This is a genomic window from Pseudomonas sp. TMW22080 (assembly GCF_022496745.1).
GTDB lineage: Bacteria > Pseudomonadota > Gammaproteobacteria > Pseudomonadales > Pseudomonadaceae > Aquipseudomonas > Aquipseudomonas bubulae.
This window is the reverse complement of the sequence record NZ_SCFF01000002.1, coordinates 529,494-543,965: the sequence shown is the minus strand read 5'-3', so window position 1 is coordinate 543,965 and position 14,472 is coordinate 529,494. Positions and strand designations below refer to the sequence as shown.

Here is a 14,472-nt window from a genome sequence, read left to right as displayed (position 1 = left end):
CGACCGCCCACTTCTAGAAACAGGACTGTGAGCCCTGTAGTCCCCCCATTTGGGCACATAACGGGCCAAAGGGGACTTAACGCTCCGCATCGGGGGCATTACTCCATAGTTTCGGGCTTCAGGATGCTGTGGGAAACAACTATGTAGAGGTGCTCCTCGGTGCGCCAACTGATAATCCTGTTCTGTCCAAACGGATGCAGCTCTACCTAAAGTGCTTAGCCATCTAGGCGTTTCGATTGGGATGTGCGATAAACGCGGCACAGCGACTGGCCACTGTATCGATAGCCATAGCAGTCACCCGTCTTACCTCCCAAGCATAGACCGTAAGCGAGAGATAGGCTTGCTGACCTGGAAGTTTGTCGCGGTGCTGGGAAGCGTTCGCCGCAGCATTTAGGGCGCTTATGACTATTTTTGGACAGCTGAGTTACGGTTAAGCATGAAAACTACAATAGACGATCAAATTTCACCGCTTCAGGAGCTCAGAATCCTTCTCTGTTTGATCCGTCATGCAGACGCAAAAGGAAGCGTAGATTTCAACAACCCCGACGTCACGGCCACCCTTAGTAGCCTGGTGAGGAACTGGAACGCCGCGGATTATCTGCTCTATAAGCTCGATGAGGCTGGTGTGATCGATTATTCCGAAATCGGTGAGGACGGCTTCAAGCCAATCATTCTTTGCTTCGTCAACGATGACACGCATCAGTACGTAGCCGGGTTGGCTGAGAAAACTGAGTCGGACTACGTTGACTTAGACAAGCGCATCACCGATATCCTTACCTTCAATCCCAGCGCGCTGACTAATCGAATCACCGACACTAAGCGTCAGATTGAAGATGTCAAAAAACTCGTGGCATCAAACGACCTCCTCAAGCCTATGGCGGGCCCTTTACGCGAGATCCAGAGCCACTTCGACAGCATCAGCATCGTGTCCGAAGGCTACGAGCACATCTACAAAAACATCATTCGCCCTGTTCAAGATGAAGGTAAGTCTGGCGTCAGGGCCACGGTGAGATGGGCCATTTTCAGCATTCTAATTTCGACAGCGATCTCGCTGGCAATCAGTAACTGGTCATTCCTGAAAGATGGATTAGGGACGTACTTTTCCGCTTGACGACTAGCGCCTGCGGTATCAAGTACGAATCATGCCGAACGTGGGTATAAAGCTTTCCGACTTAGTCGGAGCCTGAGTAGCTGCCGCATGGGTGACGGACTCATTTAACGTCCCGATATCTAGACTGATTGAACAGCTAAGGGTCTATGATCGAGGCCGGGCTAGACATTCAAACGGTGCCGTTAATCCTTGACAGCAGCGTGTGCTCGATCTCGCTCAGATACCGACACAGCGGGCCAGTGAGATCGGGCAATTGCAGTCGCTTCAGTGGGTGCTGGCCTGATTTACGTAAGGGTAGTTGGCCGAAAGCTTACCGCGTACAGGCCTTGCAACCCGGGGCAATTCAAGCCAAAAATAAGTAGTCGCGAGACTACAAAAACCCCATCAAATAAGGAATTAAGGTCAACATGGATTACGCATCATGGTCGGAGAAAATGATCCGCGAGCTAGTCAGCAAGGGGTTGAAAATGGAACCTGTTTGCAAATCTTTCGAGGACGGCGACGTTGAGATCCGTGCCGCATACGAAAATCAAGAGCTGAACTCTGCAGGTGCAGTCTTCGTAAAGAAGCTTGAGAAATATGATCTCGACCTGGAACTAGCCTGGCAACGCGGCCAAGGACGATTGGAGAGCGATCTTGCAGCTTCCTACCAAATTCCTAAGGAAGAGGCGAGGCAGCGCTTAATCCAGGGTTCGATGAAAAAAACGAAAATTCTGGGCTGGTTTCGCGGTGAAGACGTAGACCTCAACGCCTCTTTGAATTTCTGACTGCTCTGATGTGGCGGTGTGCTCCTAGGATCGCACCGCACCTCCTATCCAGTAATGCAATGAGCTGATGGCCCTGATCCAAGCGAGGGGTGTTCCGACACTAGCCCTAGAACTCAACGGCCAGTTTGAAATCCTGCATTTAGGTCATGACCTTGGAAAGCCAAAGCTCTTCAAGAAAACCATCGAACAGCAATTGACCAAGTAGTACAGCATCAGCCAAAGGCCATGCCCCCGCATGGTTTTCGTCGTATATGAAAAGACAACACCATTGATTTACGCTGCGTCCACATGAAGTTGTATCTTGCGTCAAATTTGCCCTCTCTATCCAGGGAGAATTATAAGTTCATAGCCTGATGCGTGGATGCTCTCGCATAAATCAACAGACTCTTGGCAAACTTGGTTGCGAAAGCTTGAATGCCAATTCAAATCAATGGATTGCCACTGGCCCTGAACGGACTCTCAATCGTTATGCCTATCAGTATCTACCCACCTTCGAGCAGAAACCTCAAAAGCATAGACACCCAATTTGCTCTCCAGCAGGACGATTGGAACGACTACAGTTACAAAACCCTCTACCACCTTTACTACCGCCCGAGCGCCAGTAAACCGGACAAAGTTAAATACATCGGCGGTGTGAAAATTCTCAAGCGAGACCAAGAAACAGGCCCCCAGCTCATTCAGAAGCCTTTTTCCCGTCTTGGTCACGGATGGGTGTCAGTAGGCACATCACTTGATTATTACAAACGGCTGAATGAGCTACCAATCAAGCACCGCGAGAAGATCATGTCTGCCTTGCAGGACGCTGTGGCGATCCCAGATCTGATCGAGGAGTTCCAGAATGAAACGGGATGGAAGACGTCGATCTTTCGAAACACGTCCAACTGGAATAAGTTTCTCTCCGACGCCCGTGTTCTCTACGAGGGGAATTTCAGCGCCCTGGTTGGAATGGAGGATTTTTCATTTCGCCCGAAAGGGGCCACAGAGTCCATTGATTTCAACTTTGAAGCCCCCGTCCCACCTGACTACGGTGGTTCATATCGAAAAATCGGGCCTAGTCGCACTAAGGTACTGCTGCCAGAGCGCATTGTTGTATTGGTCGGACGCAATGGATCAGGCAAGAGCACTATCCTTTCGAGGCTAGCTCACCTGGCCTACGCCTCTCCTCAAGAACGGAATAAGAAAGAACTTTTAGCAATGGGTGAGATTACGCCAGCGAGTATTGGTTTCATGCGAGTGGTCACCATATCCTACAGCGCGTTTGATAGCTTCGTCGTACCCGGACTTGCCGAAAAGGACTTGAAGCAGATCATTGAGGACATCGACAACGGTGACAGCCGCTTCGTGTTCTGCGGGCTTCGAGACATCGTTCGAGAGGTGAGTAAAGACTTGGCAAGAGCTGAGAGTAAGCCAGAAAGTGCCCGATCAAGTGTATCGATGGATCGCCGGAGTTCCACTGAGCTTAAGCCTATTGACGCCCTTGCAGATGAATTCATCAAACTCCTAAAGGCCATCAGAGAGAACAAGGATGAAAACCTGTTCAAAGCAGCAATTGAGCCGCTAATGACAGATCCGTCATTCCGGGATTTCACCGTTGAACTTGATGCGCTTCTAAGCAGTACCCGACTGGCGCGCAAATACTTCATGCAATGGAGTACCGGCCACAAAATCGCGTTGCACGTAATCGCATCCTTGGTAGCTCATACACGCCCACAATCACTTGTACTCTTTGACGAACCGGAAACGCACCTACATCCACCATTGATGGCGGCTCTGATGCATTCCGTACGTTTGATCTTGACCGAGGTGAACGCGTATTGCGTGGTTGCAACGCATTCGCCTGTTCTTCTGCAAGAGACACTGGCCCGCCATGTCCGCTACGTCGAACGAAATGGTTCGACTCTAACGATTACTCCACCGACGCTCGAAACTTACGGGGAGAACATCGGCATCCTGACATACGACAGCTTCGGCCTGACGGCGGCCAGCACTGACTATCATGCTGCCCTAGATCTGCTGGCTGCGGAGTACGATACACTCAAAGAGATCGACACCATATTTGAGTTCGGGCTCAGCGCTCAGGCTCGTGCCTATGTGTTGTCCAAGATGGCGAAACGCAGGTTGGCACGATGAGAAACCTTCCCCTCCCTCATCGCGAAACCTCCAGGGCAGATCTGATTGCATCCATCCGCCAGTACAACTATCGCGGCCCGCAAGGGCATGCGCTGTCTGAAATCGAAATATCAGACCTGCTTGCCCTGTACGACCAATACGATCAAGACAGGGGGGCAGCGAGCCAGTTGCTCAAAGGCTCCAACTTCCCTCAAACACTGATTGACGCACTGGACGCGGCCTATGAGAAAACCTACGAGACTCGATCGCTATATCCGCTGCGCGAACGACTCTTCAAGGGAATAGGCTTATGCCCTATCTGTGGAATTGATCCGGTCGCCGAGCTCGATCACTTTCTCCCTCGCTCTCATTTCGCACCGCTCGCGATCTATGCTCGAAACCTCGTACCGAGTTGCCACGACTGCAACCACATCAAACTCGCCGGTTTCGGGGGGCAAAACGAAGAAGAGCTGGCATTTGTCCACGCCTATTTTGACGCACTGCCTGACATCCAGTTTCTGGAGGCGCAAATAGACATCTCTGAAGGTGGGCTGGTTGCAACGTTCCAAGTGATACCAGAGGTTGCACTGGATGAAGGCATCAGTGGTCGCCTTTCTAACCAAATGATTACGTTGAAGCTCAACGAACGTTATGAAAAAGAATTGAACAACTACGTGATGTCCCACGCGACGGCGATTCACCTTGAACACGCCAGAAAGGGTGAACGCGGCGTTAGGAAATTTCTTCGCAACCAGGGAGCAATTGAGGCTGAAAACCTCTACACCAATCACTGGCGACCTACCTTGTTGAGAGCGCTGACAAACCACGACGAGTTCGTCGGCGAAGGTTTCGTGGAGATATTCAAGGTACCTCAGCGAATTCTAGATGAGCTCTTGGACGATTCTGACTGAGTCGCCAAGATCTGGAGCGCAAAGCTGAGAGCGTCCCGCGGACTCTCCGATTCAATTGCCCGCTGCGTTGGCAGGCGAGCAAAAACGCACTTCAAGTAGGCAAAGGGATCATGCCCATTGAGCTTGGCCGACTGGATCAGGCTCATCAACGCAGCAGCGCGTTTGCCACTGCGTTACGACCCTGCGAAGAGCCAATTTTTTCTTCCCAGAACCCAGGGACGAATTTGCTGCTCGATATAGTTGTTGTCTATCAAGAGGCTGGTTGGCCAGCCAGATCGCATCGATGCGGATCATGGAGCAAGTCCACGGAAAAAGCGGGCGCATCCCTCGATATCTGAAAACGGCCATTTCACCGTGATAGTTTGCTCGCCAAATGGCGGTCAATGATCACTGACGATTCAGTTGCTGGTTTTGGGGCGACCTTTATCGGTACGAACGCTGGCAGCGTTGCGGACGGTTGATCTCGATAAAGCGGCAGCCACTTACGAATCACGTTGGTATTGATGCCGTGACTGATGGCAACGCTGGAAATGGATACGCCGGGTTGCAGGCATTCCTGAACAACCTAGGCTTTGAACGACTTGGGGTAAAAGCTTCGTTGGCGCATTTAAGGACTATCGCGTCCGCTTAAAAATAGACGGACAACATCGCCCTTAATTTGAGAGTTCGGAAGGTGTGTTTGCCGCTCCCTTACTGTGCAGGCAGGGAGCAACTGTCTCTAGAGCAAAGGTACTGCTGAAGGTAATTCCCTTCAGCTCATGAAACCAAGCGGTGAGATACGTCCCTAATGATAAGAGTTAACGATGTTAGGGTTCTAGGTCACTCATCAGCTACTCACCCTCAAGCCAGGAAGCTAGTTTTTCTACCTCTTCGATCGCCTTTTCTAGTGCCTCCCGTGTCACATGGACAGATGGTTCAATCATCCAGCTACCTCCTAAGCGCTCCATTAGCTCTCTTTCGTACTCACTCACAAAAATAGGGCTTGGGTGCTTTTGCAGCGCTTTTAGGGTGTGGTTAGCCCGAGTGTAGGTTATGCAACTGACGTGCTGGCTAGCGTTCCTAGCCAATACAATTTGCTCCAATATAGAGAAATCTACGGGGCATTGGCTCCAGTCAACACCGTGCTGCGCGAAGCAGGTACGGTAACCACGAATGAAGCCTTTGCCGAACACATCTTGGCCAACCTCTTTTACGCAATTCAGACCAGCATTCTTTTCGTGAGTAACGAAAAAAATTTTCAAGGTCTCAGACAACATGGATATGGCGGTTTGACCAATTATCTCTAACCCAGTCTGCGCGCGAAGCCATTCATCTGTGAATGCAGGTTCACCAGTCGCCGCGTCTGGATCGAAGCCTTGTTCCTCGAATGGCTCCTCTCCTGCCTCTATTTTTCGCATCGTTTCCACAAACGGGACTGAGGCCTCATCAAAAAAGTGCGTTATGAACGCAGTGCGCTGTTTCAGGAAAAAACCAACATCCATACTTTGCCCGCCGTGCAGGTTAAACTTAACAAACTTTAGGTTAGCCCATTGCCTCCCCATGACGCGCACCACTGCCGGCGCTTTTCCTCTGAAGGTCTCGTCTAAAATGCAAGACTCAGAAGTAGGTAATCTTTGAGTTTTCTCCGGTGAGCAATCAGTAGCAGTGAAATGGCCAATTTCTGATCCTAAAAGATGCACACGATTCCCCTGTGAGCTCGTATAGTGATCCGCAGCAGAGATGGCCGGCCAATTGCCATTAGTGTTAGCGTTAGATAATTTACAGGCTCGGCCCCCCCCCTCTCGCCTCTTCTACAGAAGCTTGAGCGGTCGTCCGAATTTTAGCCAAATTTCTTGCGATACAAGGACGTCATGGTGCGTATTTCTAGCCCAACCAATAAAGGTGGGCCTGCGGCGAGGCAGGGCTTCAAATATCAAGACCACGTGGCTGTTAGCTTCATCGTCAAGATGCTTCGCGACAGTAGCTACGTTCAGATTGAGTGCGAGACAGCCGACGATATCGTTGCAGTCTTCCAACATTCGGGACTGACCGTCTTTGAATATATCCAAGTCAAAACCACGGAAGGTAACCACAAGTGGAACTGGAAAGAGGTGACGGATCTTGAGAACAAGAAGGCAGAGTCTTCCCTGTTCCAAAAATCGCTTAAATGTGACATCCGATCTGGCACGGCTCGCTTCCGGATAGTAACAAAACGAGACGTAGCAACCATCTTGGAAGGCTTCAAAACTGAGCTGGTAAAGCGGCTTCTGCCTGATACAACCACGGAGCGAAGCGAAGCACTGCTTAAGAAATTCAAAACATTCTGTTCCCCTCAGAACCGAGACTTCTCGTACTGGGCGGAGAATTTCGTGTGGCAGGTTTACGGCGAAGTGAATGCCCTAGAAGCGATCAACATCAACACGCTTGCTAAGTTAGCTGAGCAGTATGGCAATCGACCCAACTACAACCAGCTTAAAGATATTTACGAGGAACTCTTGGAGTTGGCTGATAAGGCGGCGACCGCCGATGTGAAGACGGATGCAGCGACCAAGATCATAAGCCGCGAAACTACATTAACCCTCATTCGGCAGCGACTTGACGAAGCTGATGCGGTTTCAACCTCAACCTCCAAGCCTTACAAGACTCGACCTGAACCATTTTTGGTACAGTTTCACGCCAGCACCGAAGAGGGATTACTCCGCTCAGTTACCGCTTACGACGTTCGCTATTCGTTGAAAAAATGGCGATGTGAGGACATGGCGAAGCATCTGATCGAATGGTTGCCAGAGTTCTCGTTGAAGGCCAGTGAAATCGTGAACATCCAGGCACACAACGCTGAAGCAATAATCGCACGGTCGATCAGCGCTTTTAGCAACAATGAGCTTCCACGAGAAAGGCTCGTTGCAGAGCTCATACTTCATGCAATTCTACGCAGCCGAGCAAACAGCGAGCCTATCGCCTGCAAAGTTTTCTACAAGGCTGCTGGCAAGCTTTCAGAATTCGGCAATGCCCATATCATCCAAGAGCAAGGACAAAACGACCAACTTTGGCTTGGCCTTGCGCGGCTAATCGAAGCTGGCAGTATGGACACTACGCTTGAGCAGATTTGCGAAGTGTTGGACGCCACCATCTCTGAAGCCGTTCTGTCCGCTGAGCGCGAGATAGTCATTGCGCTCCGCGAACCCCACCATCACCTGCCAAAAGCTGAAACATTTAATCAGGCGTTACATCGAAACTCGCCTGTGGACGACATGCTTAACGTCCTTTGCTTCCCTATCTTATTGACCTACGACAGCGCATCGCTCGCCTCTGGCTGGCTGGCCGACTACGTCAATCACCTCGAAAATGAGATTATCGACCACTACAGCGCTCTAAGGACGCAGTTACCCGAGAACATTCAACAGGTAAAGGTTGCCGTCTTTCTTGTACCTATGGAGAGCGTTGCGAAGCTAATCAAAGCCTTCAACGAACGCTGTAAAAAACTTGAAGATTTATAGACGCTGATCTGAATGCTCGACTCTAGCCTAGTAGCTGCACGCCAAAGACGGAATTGGCCTCGGGGGAGTGTAGAGACTCGACCAAGGCCTCAAGGAATAGGTCATGAATTACGAGAAAGCCAAAGAAAATCTGGTTCAGCTTAACGAAAGCAGTCTATTGAGTATCGATCTGCTAATAGCCATCAACACTTTTGTCAGCAGAAGTGACCCTGAGTGGGAAGGACGTGACCTAGTCATCCGGGCGCTCGACAAATTTGATCTGTTCGGCCCAGTTGAGCAATCACTGTTGCTCAATATGGTGCGTGCAGTTGGCCTCTTTCCCTATATAACCCCTCACCTGAGCAATATGGATCTGTCCGACCGGCTAGCATACGAGGCTCATCGGGTAGAGGGACTAGAACAGGGTATGGTATTCCATCACCTGCAGGCTCACGTGTTCAGCTTAATAATGCAGGGCCGAAACGTGGTGCTTAGCGCGTCCACAAGTGTTGGTAAAAGCCTCGTAATCGATGCTGTTCTGGCTCAGCACCGCTTCAAAAAAGTCGTTGTGATCGTTCCAACCATTGCGTTAATCGATGAAACCCGTCGCCGTCTTGTTAAACGATTCAAACAGTTCAACCTGATCACCCATCCCAGCCAAGAAGCAGAAGCAGGAACGACCAACGTCTACCTTCTGACTCAAGAAAGGGTCATCCAACGCAAAGACCTAGATGATGTCGAATTCTTCGTTGTCGATGAGTTTTACAAAATAGACTTGGGTAGCGACAAGGACGGGAGTACCCGCGCTGTTGATCTGAGCTTGGCGTTTCACAAGCTTGCCAAGACCCGTGCTCAATTTTATATGCTCGGCCCTCACATTCAGCAGATTACTGGATTGGATAGCTACGAGTATAATTTTATCCCGTCCGACTTCAGTACGGTCGCAGTCGACATTCAGAACTTCAACCTAGGTATGCGCTCGGAGGAGAGAAAAGAAACACTGCTGAAACTCGTCAAGACCCTAGCCTCCCCCACGCTAATCTACTGCCAAGCGCCAGCGAGCGCCAATCGTGTCGCTCAATACTTGATCGAAGAGGCAGGGCTTTCCGAGGTGCCGGAAACAAAGGAAATAGCCGCCTGGATCTCGAAGCATTATCACCCGGAGTGGAACGTCGCCAAGGCTATTGCCTTAGGCATCGGCATTCACCATGGAGGCGTCCCTCGCGCGCTGCAGCAATACATCGTAAAGCTGTTCAACGAAGGGGTTATCAAGCGCATCATTTGCACGTCAACGATGATCGAGGGGGTTAATACTTCGGCAGAGAACGTCATCATCTATGATCGCCGATTAAAGACGTCAAATTTTGACTACTTCACATTTAAGAACATTTCTGGCCGTGCTGGTCGAATGAATAAATATTTCATCGGCAAGGTTTTTATGCTCGAGGAGCCCCCTGTGGAGCGGGGTCTTACCGTTGAGTACCCCATCGGCCACCAGGACGAAAGCTCTCCAATGGGCCTTCTCATGCAACTGGAGAATGAATACCTCACTGACGTCTCGCGCGGACGGCTTCAAGAGGCGTATTCGAATCCTGTCATATCACCAGCAACCCTGATTGAGAACCGGCATATACCAATCGATCGACAACTCGAGGTTGCCAACGCGATCATTCGGGAGCTGGCTGAAAGCAGGCAGTTGCTCACTTGGAAGGGCATTCCAGAGAAATCGAGTCAGCTTAATTACCTCTGCGATCTCGTTTATAGCTTGGAAGGCGGCAATTTGATGGAGTACGGAATTTCTTCAAGCTCCCATCTGGCATGGCACATCAATGAGATCAGAACAAAGAAAGATTTGCCCTCCTATCTCCAGGATGCCGTACTGAATCGTAGGGAGGATGACACACCGAGCGAAGCGATAAATCTGCGATTGAAATTCCTCAGGAACATGGTCTGCTTTAGGTTGCCACGGGACATAATGGCGATTAGCAAAATACAGGACGATGTATTCACCCAAAGAAATATCGAGCCAGGAGACTTCAGCTTTTTCGCAGAGCAGCTGGAGAACCTTTTCCTTGACCCGTTACTCACGGCCCTGGATGAGTACGGCATTCCTACGCAGGTCTCAACCCAGATCAAAGGCATGATTCTACCGTCTGATAACCTGAACGATTTGCTTCGAAAGCTCCGGGCGTTGGCCCCCCAAGTAGAACGGTTAAGGTTGAGCAACTTCGAGAAAAGCTTGATGAGTTGGGCCATCGCAGAGATGTAACCAAAGGCTAAGGAATTCGGTCTTTCGAGAGTCATAGAAGGGCCGACTCACAGCAAAGCCTTGTCGCTGATTCGCCAAGCCAGTAACGGATAGCAGTCTCAACACGGCCCCAACTGCCAAACCGTCCTTCATGCGAGGAGAGGCATAATACAACATCACCTTTCAGGGCCTCTAGCGCTTGGAACTGCTCGACGAGATGCTTTCAAGTTGGCGGAGCTCTGCGAGTTTGGATATAAAAACCCTCAAATGTAATTTTTATGTGCTCGTCCGAGCCTCTTAACTAAACAACGCGATTAGGGTATCTCACAAAGCCTAATGCGCGATCTACCTCACAGAGAGTATGGGTCAGGCTTTGTGCCCGCGGGGGTCAATCCCAATCACCCCCATACCAATCGTCGTCAAAATCACACTGATCAGGATCGTTATCATTTCGCGGTGAGTCATCCGTCGAGAATTTAACCCGCTGAACGCTGTGGAGCATGAGTGAATTCGAAACGTATTCAATAGCACTCAAGCGCGGAGGTAACGAATTCGATATTTGCCCAAGATCGTCGATTACATCCACTCGCGGTTCTTCGGCAATCACCGCATGGTTGAACAAGGTTAGATTTGTGCCATCCGCCACCTGTACAGAGGCAAAAAGAACTCCATCGATGGGAGGTGTTCGCTGGGTAGCCAAGTACTCCGCCATTACTTGAGTGACTAAATACTCATGCTCTTGGTCGGGTAATACGGGAATTCTGATTTTGCTGTGTAGTGTTTTAAGAAAATCTCGGCGCCCCTTTTTTTCTGCGTATGCGGGATCAAAGATGCTTAGCGGGTGCGTTTCATAAGCCTTGTCTAAAGTTATAAAGTCCAAAACCCGAACGGGCCGCCTAAGCTTAAATAGCCCACTGATAACCCGTCCTCCTACAGGCGGACGAAGTTCAGCTACGCATGTGTCACGTTCAAAAGCTCCATAGAAGGCAGGCACACCTGCAGGATTCATCCTCCCCGATCCTGCACGCTCCTTTGGAGGCGCCCCTAACTGGTTAGCGGCATCCTTCGCGATCACAACATACTCAGCAGTGGAATCACAGCGTCTACCACGATAGATTTCTTCATCGCTCAGCTCTCTGATTACGGTTCTGAAATCGCCGTAGACTTCAAAGAGATCAATCCCTTTAAACAGCCAATCAAGAAACTGTTTCGCATTTTTATTGAAGAAACGATTTCCGTGCTTCATGTCTAGCTTGAAATCGTCCCATCGGTGCTCAGCCTGATAGGGCTTGAGCGTTCGCGAGACGTAGTTTAGTTCGTCGCTATATTGGGGCTCTCCACCCTGCATGAACTCATAGTGTGAGCAGGTCGTTAGAGCACCGCAAACAAGTTCCGATACCGGATCATCCTCATCAACGCCCAGCATCTCAGCAATATGAAGGATCAATAGATCACCCTTCTGCTCATAGTGGGAAAAGCTCCCACTATGAGTGAATTTTGGATAATCCGCACCCGGTAAAAAATAGCGTTGTAAAACATTATCGACCATCAAAACCAAGTCGCTAACAGGAATGGCCTTACGTTTTTTTGAACAGACTGAGCATTCGGAGCTGACCCCCTTTCTCTTGATGAGTTTAACAAGGTAGTCATCATTTACACAGCCAAAGCAGATCACGTCGCTATCCAATTAAATCTCCAAAAAACCCTAACTAACGCCAAGCCCCCTAGCCGACACTAAGACCTAATCTCCGTCAAAACTCGCTAGAGATTATGGCTCAGCAATAACTATTATTGAGCCATAATTTCGAATAATCCAATCAAGTCTTTCGGCCGAAGCCACCAGATCGCTCGGACTAAGGCAGTACACAGTCCCAAGCTGATCACCCCGCGTAGTGAAGGCTCTAGCTCATCATCTCCCAGCGCATCCCTAGATCAGGATGGAGGGAACACTCGCAAAACGCAGTTCTCTCTAATTGGTGAGCATAATCACCTTCATAGATGCTGAACCTTACAGTCCTGGTCGATCAGCTTCCGGCGGTTCTCTTCAAAAAGCGCATCCTCCCACTGATGAAAATCGGTTTACTATTCGTGATTCCCTTTTCGACCAACTCATCGAAATTGTTCGTAGCCCGAGTAGCCCTCCAGCGCTCTTCCATTGCCACACAGTCATGCCTCCACGTCCAATGAAATCGCGCATTCAACCTTTGATCAGACTCGAGCCGTTCACTTTACCGAAGCAACTCAAGAAAACTACGTCGCCCACCGCCGCGCTTGAAGCTACCAACAAGGTAATTCCCCTCCCCCGTCTCCAAAAGCCAGAAACGTCCTTCTTTCCATACCTTTTGAATTTTCGTCGTGCAAATTATTCCGCCATTAGCTGTTCGATACGCGTCATCTTCCTGAAGGTGATCGAAGAACACCCCAAGGCACCTATTTTCTATGATCACCGCATCGCTGATAAAAGCCGTTATGGCCACGGTGTATTTTCGAAGACTCGCCTGTACAAGACGACTCAACTGAAAGTCACTGAGATACTTACTATGAAATTCGACTTCGATGATTTCTGGCATCCGGCCAAAGCTCCAAAGTGACTCAAACTGTATTTGCTGCAGTCATTGCTAACCGACTTTCATGGAAAAAGCAGCACCCACACTGGCCTCTTTTCTAAGGCCCGATCCCCAAAGGAGGTAGACGGTACTCTTGGTTTCAAACATGCAGCCTTCAGTGAAAGATTTTCCGAAGTTACTGCGTACCCACATGGCTGGCTGGAAACGACCTTCACTGTCTAGGACGATTTCATGAGCGAAAAGTGTCGCGGGAAGTAGACCGAGACTCGTAAGCTTTTCCCTTTCAACCTGCGTAACGATGAGGTCGATCAAGATCCACTGTTTGACCACACAGAATGCTTTGCCCGGGAATGTCTTTGCTGCCAAAGAGATCAGGTCTTCTTGTGAACCTTCCCAACCGACAACCTCTTCCCCAGCGCCGTACAAGAGTTGCGAGACCTCTTCCAATGTCACTATCAAAAAACCTCCATCCCGTTGAGCGCGGCCAGCCACACGAACGTGTCCAATAGCCAATCACTGATAATCAAAGCTCGATCAATAAATCAGGATCAAAGCCCGTGTTCTGCCCCGGATAACCGCGTGGATTGGACACCACCCGACACCCATTTTTGAAGAAGTCTGCTGCAAAATGCGTGTGCCCATGTATCCAAAGATCAGCCTTACTAAGTAACTCTGGCCATTCGTTCGCGTAGGCTGCAGCCAAATGCCCAGGATGATCGTCACCCAGATGATCCAACGCTGGCGCATGGTGTGTGACCACCACTGTTTTTCCTTGAAAGGGTGTATCAAGCTCCTGAGTTAACCAGCGGTGAGCTCTTATTGATTTAGCGACTAGGTCATCTGGGCGCAGGCGCCTGTAATCCAAGTCGGCTCTAATAGCCAAGAAATCGTTCATCGAATCCCAAGCAAGGCGCTTTGCCGCAACCACATCACCTGTAGCCGAATAATCCGTCCAGGCAGTTGTGACCAAAAAACGTGTGTCATTGAAAATGAGCATCTCGTTTTCGAGCACATGCACATGGGGCAATGCCGCATCTTTCATTTTTCGCAGTGTGTGACCTATGTGCCCGCCGTAATATTCGTGATTGCCACACACATAGATCACAGGGCACTGGAATGTCTCATTCGCCCATGAGACTCCACGCGATTTGACATCAATGTCACCAGCGAGAATGACTACGTCCGCATCGCTTGGGGTGGGATCGAACCGAACGAACTCGAGGTGCAGGTCAGAGTAAATCTGAATTTTCATAGCGGACGACCAGTTTCGATTTAGATGTACTTTGGATAACGCTGCGGCAGCT

General features: G+C 50.0%; 11 protein-coding genes and 1 pseudogene. 7 read left to right on the top strand and 5 right to left on the bottom strand.

Annotated elements, in window-relative coordinates:
* Window positions 1-436: 436 nt before the first annotated feature.
* The 4 genes from EQV96_RS08935 (at window position 437) to EQV96_RS08920 (ending at window position 4,898) form a co-directional block, all read left to right on the top strand.
* Complete coding sequence (locus EQV96_RS08935; RefSeq protein WP_048351744.1) at window positions 437-1,111, top strand: hypothetical protein; 675 nt, start codon at window positions 437-439, stop codon at window positions 1,109-1,111.
* A gap of 407 nt (window positions 1,112-1,518) precedes the next feature.
* The gene (locus EQV96_RS08930) at window positions 1,519-1,878 is read left to right on the top strand and encodes a hypothetical protein (protein WP_240881755.1); all 360 of its coding nucleotides are present in this window, start codon (window positions 1,519-1,521) and stop codon (window positions 1,876-1,878) included.
* A gap of 414 nt (window positions 1,879-2,292) precedes the next feature.
* Entirely contained in the window at window positions 2,293-4,008 is a 1,716-nt protein-coding gene (locus tag EQV96_RS08925) for an AAA family ATPase (protein ID WP_197678349.1), read from the top strand.
* A complete protein-coding gene (locus EQV96_RS08920; RefSeq protein ID WP_240881754.1) occupies window positions 4,005-4,898 on the top strand; it encodes an HNH endonuclease in 894 nt (297 codons plus the stop codon). Before EQV96_RS08925 ends, EQV96_RS08920 begins: the two co-directional genes overlap by 4 nt.
* Here the strand turns inward: EQV96_RS08920 and EQV96_RS08915 are convergent.
* Window positions 4,859-5,158: pseudogene (locus EQV96_RS08915) on the bottom strand (transposase domain-containing protein); the annotation flags it as partial. The gene EQV96_RS08920 and the pseudogene EQV96_RS08915 sit on opposite strands and share 40 nt — an antisense overlap.
* Before the next feature lie 570 nt (window positions 5,159-5,728).
* On the bottom strand, window positions 5,729-6,577 hold the full coding sequence (locus EQV96_RS08910) for a hypothetical protein (protein ID WP_151121062.1): 849 nt from the start codon (window positions 6,575-6,577) through the stop codon (window positions 5,729-5,731).
* A gap of 171 nt (window positions 6,578-6,748) precedes the next feature.
* Here EQV96_RS08910 and EQV96_RS08905 point away from each other — a divergent pair, with 171 nt between their 5' ends.
* Together EQV96_RS08905 and EQV96_RS08900 are read left to right on the top strand one after the other, a co-directional pair.
* Window positions 6,749-8,374: a dsDNA nuclease domain-containing protein gene (locus tag EQV96_RS08905; RefSeq protein WP_048351746.1), complete on the top strand. Its 1,626-nt coding sequence runs from the start codon at window positions 6,749-6,751 to the stop codon at window positions 8,372-8,374.
* A gap of 103 nt (window positions 8,375-8,477) precedes the next feature.
* Window positions 8,478-10,622 (top strand): DEAD/DEAH box helicase, encoded by a 2,145-nt coding sequence (locus EQV96_RS08900; protein WP_048351747.1) that lies wholly within the window; start codon window positions 8,478-8,480, stop codon window positions 10,620-10,622.
* Between the two features lie 367 nt (window positions 10,623-10,989).
* Here EQV96_RS08900 and EQV96_RS08895 read toward each other — a convergent pair whose 3' ends face one another.
* Window positions 10,990-12,288: an RES family NAD+ phosphorylase gene (locus EQV96_RS08895; RefSeq protein WP_048351748.1), complete on the bottom strand. Its 1,299-nt coding sequence runs from the start codon at window positions 12,286-12,288 to the stop codon at window positions 10,990-10,992.
* Between the two features lie 289 nt (window positions 12,289-12,577).
* Here EQV96_RS08895 and EQV96_RS08890 point away from each other — a divergent pair, with 289 nt between their 5' ends.
* The gene (locus tag EQV96_RS08890) at window positions 12,578-13,192 is read left to right on the top strand and encodes a hypothetical protein (protein ID WP_240881751.1); all 615 of its coding nucleotides are present in this window, start codon (window positions 12,578-12,580) and stop codon (window positions 13,190-13,192) included.
* A 27-nt stretch (window positions 13,193-13,219) separates the two neighbouring features.
* On the opposite strand, the gene EQV96_RS08885 is transcribed toward EQV96_RS08890, so the two are convergent.
* Window positions 13,220-13,621 carry a hypothetical protein gene (locus EQV96_RS08885; protein WP_240881750.1) on the bottom strand — a complete coding sequence of 134 codons (402 nt, stop codon included), beginning with the start codon at window positions 13,619-13,621 and terminating at the stop codon, window positions 13,220-13,222.
* Between the two features lie 70 nt (window positions 13,622-13,691).
* Complete coding sequence (locus EQV96_RS08880; RefSeq protein ID WP_240881748.1) at window positions 13,692-14,420, bottom strand: metallophosphoesterase family protein; 729 nt, start codon at window positions 14,418-14,420, stop codon at window positions 13,692-13,694.
* Window positions 14,421-14,472 lie beyond the last annotated feature (52 nt).